Raw genomic sequence first — 6,356 nt, 5'->3', positions numbered from 1 at the left:
CGACCAGACCATCCAGACCGAGAAGGCCAGCAGCAGCGCCGGGATCGAGATCCACAGGTTCCGGCGCGCGATGCGGCGGCCCTTCGCCTCCCAGAAGGCCGGATCCTCGGGCGTCCATTCCTCCAGCGTATGCGCCATCGCCCGCCCCTCGGGCAGCGGCATCCCCTGCATCTCGGGCAGTTCGGGAAGCTCGTCCAGCGTGGTGCCCTGGGCCGAACGCTCCATCACCCGGATCGCCATGTGCATCCACAGCAGCGAAACGCCGACCAGCAGGAACAGCAGCGCGAAGCTGGAGGTATAGATGCCGGTCAGGTCGAGGATCGCACCGAAACTGATCGGCAGCAGGAAGCCGCCCAGCCCGCCGATCATCCCGACCAGCCCACCAACCGCGCCGACATGGTCGGGGTAATAGACCGGGATATGCTTGAACACCGCCGCCTTGCCGAGGCTCATGAAGAAGCCGAGCGCGAACAGCGTGACCACGAAGGGCAGGAAATCCATCCGCGTCGAAAAGGCGATCGGCCCGTTCTTGCCAGTGATGACATAGCTGGTTTCCGGGTAGGACAGCATGAACAGCAGGATGGTCGAGAAGCCGAGGCTCCAATACATCACCGAGCGCGCGCCGAAGCGGTCCGACAGGTGCCCGCCATAGGCGCGGAACAGCGAGCCCGACAGGCCGAAGGCGGCCACCGCCATCCCGGCAGTGCGGATATCGACGTGGTAGACATCGATCAGGTAATGCGGCGTCCACAGCGCGATGGCCACGAACCCCCCGAAAACAAAGAAATAATACAACGCGAAGCGCCAGACCTGCAGGTTCCTCAGCGGCGCGACCTGCTCGGCGAAAGTCGGGGCCTTCACCCCGGTCTTGCGGCGCTCGACGATCTTCGGGTCATCCTTGGCCAGCAGGAAGAACGCCACCGCCACCACCGCAAGCACCGTCGCCCAGACATGGGCAACCCCGTGCCAGCCATAGGCGACCATGATAAAGGGCGCGACAAAGGTGGTGACCGCCGACCCGACGTTGCCTGCGCCGAATATCCCCAGCGCCGTGCCCTGCCGACCCGCGTCATACCAGCGCGAAACATAGGCCACCCCGATGATGAACGAGCCACCGGCCAGGCCGATCCCCAGCGCCGCGATCAGATACATCGGATAGGTCGAGGCAAAGGTCAGCAGCCACGTGGCCGCCGCCGTCAGCAGCATCTGCGCGGTGAACACCAGCCGCCCGCCGTATTTCTCGGTCCAGACCCCGAGAAACAGCCGCGAGATCGATCCGGTGAGGATTGGCGTGGCAACCAGCAAGCCAAATTGGAACTCGTTCAGCCCAAGCTCTGCCTTGATGGCAACCCCGATGATCGAGAAAATCGTCCAGACCGCAAAACAGGCGGTAAAGGCAATCGTGCTGAGCGCCAAGGCGCGGGTCTGCTCGCTGCTGCGAACGCCATCTAAGTCTTGCATGAGTGCCCCCCAAGAATACACTACATTGATCGCCGCACATGGCTTGCGATCAAGCTTGGAACCCCGCTCCTTATGAAAGCTTGATCTGGATCAAGTTCGCCAAATCCACGGACGAAATAAGTGATTAATAAAACAATGCTTCGGGACAATCTGGCATATGTCGTCCAATCAATTTCGAAATCAGGAGGTTTATTTTGATTTTAATTTGTTGGATGCTTGATAAATATCAAACGATAATCTGGAGCGAATCCCGTTGAAGGTCTCCGACACCGCAGAAATCCGCACCCTGCCGCTGTTTCGCGACATGGACGACGCCCAATTCGAAGTGCTGATCCGCGGCGCCTATGTTCAGACCTTTCCGCCACAGATCGAATTGATCACCGAAGGTGAGCCGAGCGATTTTCTGCATATCGTGGTCGAAGGGACCGTCGAGCTGTTTGCCACCTGGAACGGACACCAGACCACGATGGCAACGGTACGCCCCTTGGGGACCTTCATCCTCGCGGCCACGATCAAGGATGCGCCCAACCTGATGTCGGCGCGCACGCTGGAAAGGTCACGCCTTGTCCTGCTGCCGTCCGAGGATGTCCGCAATGTCTTTGAAACCGACAGCGCTTTCGCCCGGGCGATCGTCGTCGAACTGGCGCAATGCTATCGCATGTCCATCAAGAACACCAAGAACCTCAAGCTGCGAAGCTCGATCGAGCGGCTGGCCAATCACCTGGTCCGCAAGCAGATCGAGGCGGGCGGCGCAAAATCCTTCGAGCTGGACGTCGAGAAGCGCCGGCTGGCCTCGTACCTGGGGATGACGGCCGAAAATCTCTCGCGTGCGATCAAGACGTTGCAATCTTACGGGGTCACAATCGATGGTGCGATGGTCACGATCACGACCCCCGAGGCCCTGTTGAACCTGGCCAAACCAATGCCACTGATTGACGACCCGGAGCATTAAGCGGGTTTTCGTCCTGGCACCGGCGCGCGTGCCAAGTTGGCAGAGCGGTCCAAATCGACGGGACTGCCGCCTACCAGATCGCGGGCACCCCGATCATCGCTGGGTGCAACATGACGAGCGCCGACAGAAGTGCCAGAGCTGCGAGCCAGCGCATTGGCGCCAGCAGGCCCTTGACGCTGTGGCGCGGGCGCAGACGTTGCCATTCCTTTTGGCCCATCTCGGTCCTGCGGCGGCGGTCTATCAGCTTCATGCCCAACAGGGCGAAACCGGCGAACCCGCCGAACAGCAGCACATGGGCCAGGTCGCCATTGGGGGCAAGATGGCCTGCCGACCACAAGCCCAGAGCCGCCAGAACAGGGTGGCGGACCAGGCCGACGATGCCGGGGTTTTCCGGATCATAGCGCGGGTTTTGCCAGCCCCCGAATGACAGCGGGTTGGGCTGGAACGCCGCCAAGGCAAGGATCAGGCAGGCCAGCGCCATCGCGATCAATGTCACATGGTTTTGCCATTCTGCGCGCGGCCAGATCTCGACATAAGGCGCACGGCCCGCGGCACTGATCAGCCAAATCAGGATCGCGATGGATATCAACGAATAGACGAGACCAAATCCGGCAGCGCCCAACCGTGCCACCAGCCATGGCTTGACCGGCGGTCGCACTGGAATGGAATGACTGAGCAGGAACACCGCCCAGGCCGCTGTATACTCGCCCCAGCCCGTCATTTTCGATCTCGCGCCCAGGAGCGCATCGGCGGACAGATCGCCGCGATTCCGGCAAGAGCGACGATCCCAGCGCCAGCAGCCAGATACGGCCAGCCATCCCGTCCGGGGTCAGCCCCGATGGAAACGCCGGCCAGCACGGCACTGATCAGGCCAATGCAAGGCGCCGCAATCGCGGCTGTGGCCTGCCCGCGGCTGGCGCGGGTCGCGTCGGATCTGTGAAATGTCATGCTCGATCCCCGGCGCTCAGCCCCTGCCCGATCCGACGCAAGAGTCCGACCATGGCCAGGACCCAGGCCGCCAGGGCCACGAAGATCAACACCCTCGGGAACGGGGCAAGGAATCCGTAGCCCATCGCGCGGCTGAACTGGTAGGTGCTGGTCGTGTACATCGCCAACGGAAACACCATGCCCCAGACCGCCGGTTCATAGGTGAACCGGTCGCGCAGCCAGATATAGCGCCAGCCCATCAGCGCAAACAGGAACGGGATCCACCAACTGGCCACCGCCCAGAAGAAAAAGGTAAATCCCTTGAGAAACGGCAAAAGCGGGCCGAGCAGCGGCCAGGTCTCGCCCCGCAGGATCAGGATCGCGCCGGCCAGCGCGGTGATCGCCACCGCGCCCATGTTGATCCAGTAGGGCGGGCTGAAATCCTCGCGGCTGAGCGACACGAAGGTCAGCCGGTAGAAGATCAGCGGTATGATCGCCAGGTACAGCAGGCAGCCGATCATGAACATCGCGATGACCTGGAACTGGATCATCTCGGGTGGCGGGGCGGCCACGTCGATGACACCGCGCAGCACCACCACCGCCTGGGTCGAAACCGCCGCGATCAGCCAGGCACCGTTGATCCCGCGCGCCAGCGACGGCTTGCGATTGCGCACCGTTACCGCGGTGAAGAAGGTGTACATGACCACGAACCACAGGGTCAGCCCCAGCCACCACAGCAGGGTGCCGATGCCGGTCGCGCCCAATACGACGACATTCTGCGTGCCAAGCACGCAGGTTCCGGCGACGATGGTAAAGAACCCCGGCGCGCGCTGATGGTCCGAGATGTCGCGCAACAAAAGTCCGCGAAACCGCAGCGCGCGGACAATGGTCAGCGCCCAGAGCGACGGGTAGGCGACCCAGTTGACCGCGATAAGCGCCAGGGCAATCGGGCGCATGCCAAGGAACTGGCAGGCGATGGAGACGACCCCGGTCGCCATCACCAGCGCGAAATACCCCGGAAACAGGGATTGCGCGCCGTTCAGGAACAGCGGCCACGCCCGCGCAAAGAGGCCATCCCGGGCGGGCCCGGCCGGAGGCGGGTTATCCACGGCCATAGCGCACCAGCAGATCGAGTTGCAGAAACAGCAGGACAAAGGCGATATTCAGCGCCCAGGCAACGGTCAACAGCCGCGCCAGGTTGCCCCAGAACGGCGCGGCATTGTCGGCGCAGCGCCAGATCCCGACAAGGATCCACATTGTGTAGAGCGCCGAGAGGATCACCAGCACCTGCTGAAACACCACCTGGTCCAGCATGACCGTGGTGGCATAGAGCATTGCGATCACCGAACTGGCCGCGACACCGTGCCCCCAGAAGACCCGGCCAAGGGGCATCTGCCCATGCCAGATCCGAATTTCGGGGGCGAGCATCAGCAACAATGTCGAACGCAAAGCCGAACCCTCATCTGTCATATCCGGCCCCTCCTCAGGCCAGGTCGATCGGCAGGGTATTCACCATCATTGGCACAGTTTGCCCCGCTGCAAAGGCCCGCATTTCGTCACGCCCCCAATTCGGGCCATCTGTCGGCAATCGGATCACCACATCGCAGCGATCTGGTCTGGCGCGCCGGGTTCAGGCTTCTGACCCCTGGGCGGACATGGCCTGTTGCAGGACATCGCGCAGCAGCACCGCGTGGGTGTAACGGGTATTCCTGGCGCTATAAAGCAACGTCACGGGCCCCTTGCGACACCACTTCAGGGCCTGCTCCACGGCACCGGGCCTGCCCTTCAGCTCATCCAAGTAACGGCCTGAAAATTCGGCCCACTTCGCCGGGTCATGGCCAAACCATTTTCGCAGGTCGCTGCTCGGGGCGACATCCTTCAGCCAGACGTCGAGCGGCAGATCGGCCTTGGCAATGCCGCGTGGCCAGAGCCTGTCGACCAGCAGCCTTGCGCCCAGTGTCCCGGCGCCGCCCCGCGCGTCGTAGGTGCGGCAGAGGTGAATGGAGTCGCTCACTCCGCCGCCGCCGGGTCGGGGTCGATGAGGTCCAGCGCCTTGATCGAATGGGCAAAGGCGGCCCCGGCGCGCATTTCGGCGGCGACCCAGATCGCCTCCATGATCGCCTCGCCGCTGGCGCCTTCGCGGCGGGCGGCCTTGACGTGGCCTTCGATGCACCAGGGACATTGCGTGACATGGGCAACCGCCACCGCGATCAGCTGCTTGGTGCGGGCATCCAGCGCGCCGGGCGCGAACACCGCCTTGCTGAAGGCGTGAAAGGCCTCGTCGGCCGCCGGGGCCAGCGCATGGCGTTTCTGAGCATGGGCGCGGGTGGCTTTGGGCATCGAGATTTCAGCCATAGGATGGTCCTCTGATTTGTGGTGGTCAGTCAGGCGTTGGCCGGTTCAAACTGCGGAAACAGCACGTCATTCTCCAGCCGTATATGGGCGTCCAGATCGGCCAGAAATGTTGCAAGCCCCTCATAAAGCGCAGTCCAGGAGCGGCAGGCGGAATCTGGCAAAGTCAGATTGTCAGTCAGCAGCCGGATTTTCGCCACATCGGCCGCGTGGTCGTCATGATCTGCACGCATGATGGCGATTGGAGCCCCGAGGCCCGGCGTGGCGCCGCGCCTTATCGCGGGAAAGAGGATCAGCTCCTCTTTCTTCATATGCACCTCAAGTGCGCCGATCATGCGTTGGAGCAGCGCCCCCAAGCCGTTCGGAACCTCTGGCACATCGCCGTGCACCCGCTCAACCCCCAGGGCCAAGGCGGCGAGATCGGGCAGCTGCGCGCGGTGCAGGTCGTGATACCGGCTCTGGATATATGTCGTCAGAGCGCCGGGATCGGCGGGGGGAAGATCATTGGTCATGGACTTCTTTCCTTTCAGAGTTGCGGCGGCAATCCGACCCGCCCGCTCGATCACCCAGCACGCCCCTCGAGCGGCCACATCTTGGCGCTCCTATGAATGGGTATTTACAATGCCAATTAAAGCCGCATTATCGGCTATGTAAATCCCCATTC

9 protein-coding genes are annotated in these 6,356 nt (G+C 62.7%); 1 reads left to right on the top strand and 8 read right to left on the bottom strand.

Features of this window, described 5'->3' with window-relative positions:
* Positions 1-1,461, bottom strand: a 1,461-nt coding sequence (locus P1U48_RS10535; RefSeq protein WP_301068937.1) for an MFS transporter, incomplete at its 3' end; no start/stop codon positions are given.
* A gap of 253 nt (positions 1,462-1,714) precedes the next feature.
* On the opposite strand from P1U48_RS10535, the gene P1U48_RS10530 reads away from it, so the two are divergent.
* Positions 1,715-2,413 carry a cyclic nucleotide-binding domain-containing protein gene (locus tag P1U48_RS10530; RefSeq protein ID WP_301068936.1) on the top strand — a complete coding sequence of 233 codons (699 nt, stop codon included), beginning with the start codon at positions 1,715-1,717 and terminating at the stop codon, positions 2,411-2,413.
* A gap of 70 nt (positions 2,414-2,483) precedes the next feature.
* Here P1U48_RS10530 and P1U48_RS10525 read toward each other — a convergent pair whose 3' ends face one another.
* The 7 genes from P1U48_RS10525 to P1U48_RS10495 all read right to left on the bottom strand — a co-directional run bounded on the left by P1U48_RS10525 (position 2,484) and on the right by P1U48_RS10495 (position 6,204).
* Positions 2,484-3,098: an NnrU family protein gene (locus P1U48_RS10525; protein ID WP_301068935.1), complete on the bottom strand. Its 615-nt coding sequence runs from the start codon at positions 3,096-3,098 to the stop codon at positions 2,484-2,486.
* Between the two features lie 32 nt (positions 3,099-3,130).
* On the bottom strand, positions 3,131-3,361 hold the full coding sequence (locus tag P1U48_RS10520; protein ID WP_301068934.1) for a hypothetical protein: 231 nt from the start codon (positions 3,359-3,361) through the stop codon (positions 3,131-3,133).
* The gene (locus P1U48_RS10515) at positions 3,358-4,449 is read right to left on the bottom strand and encodes a tellurite resistance/C4-dicarboxylate transporter family protein (RefSeq protein WP_301068933.1); all 1,092 of its coding nucleotides are present in this window, start codon (positions 4,447-4,449) and stop codon (positions 3,358-3,360) included. Before P1U48_RS10515 ends, P1U48_RS10520 begins: the two co-directional genes overlap by 4 nt.
* Positions 4,442-4,810, bottom strand: coding sequence for a hypothetical protein (locus P1U48_RS10510; protein WP_301068932.1), 369 nt, complete (start codon positions 4,808-4,810; stop codon positions 4,442-4,444). The genes P1U48_RS10515 and P1U48_RS10510 overlap by 8 nt, the downstream gene beginning before the upstream one ends.
* Positions 4,811-4,970: 160 nt before the next feature.
* Complete coding sequence (locus tag P1U48_RS10505) at positions 4,971-5,354, bottom strand: DUF488 family protein (protein ID WP_301068931.1); 384 nt, start codon at positions 5,352-5,354, stop codon at positions 4,971-4,973.
* Positions 5,351-5,695, bottom strand: a complete 345-nt coding sequence (locus P1U48_RS10500; RefSeq protein WP_301068930.1) for a carboxymuconolactone decarboxylase family protein — start codon at positions 5,693-5,695, stop codon at positions 5,351-5,353. Before P1U48_RS10500 ends, P1U48_RS10505 begins: the two co-directional genes overlap by 4 nt.
* Positions 5,696-5,724: 29 nt before the next feature.
* Entirely contained in the window at positions 5,725-6,204 is a 480-nt protein-coding gene (locus P1U48_RS10495) for a hemerythrin domain-containing protein (protein WP_301068929.1), read from the bottom strand.
* Positions 6,205-6,356 lie beyond the last annotated feature (152 nt).

Source organism: Pseudooceanicola sp. (genome assembly GCF_029213205.1).
Lineage (GTDB): Bacteria > Pseudomonadota > Alphaproteobacteria > Rhodobacterales > Rhodobacteraceae > Pseudooceanicola.
Note: the sequence above shows the minus strand (reverse complement) of the source record. Positions and strands in the feature narration are given on the sequence as shown.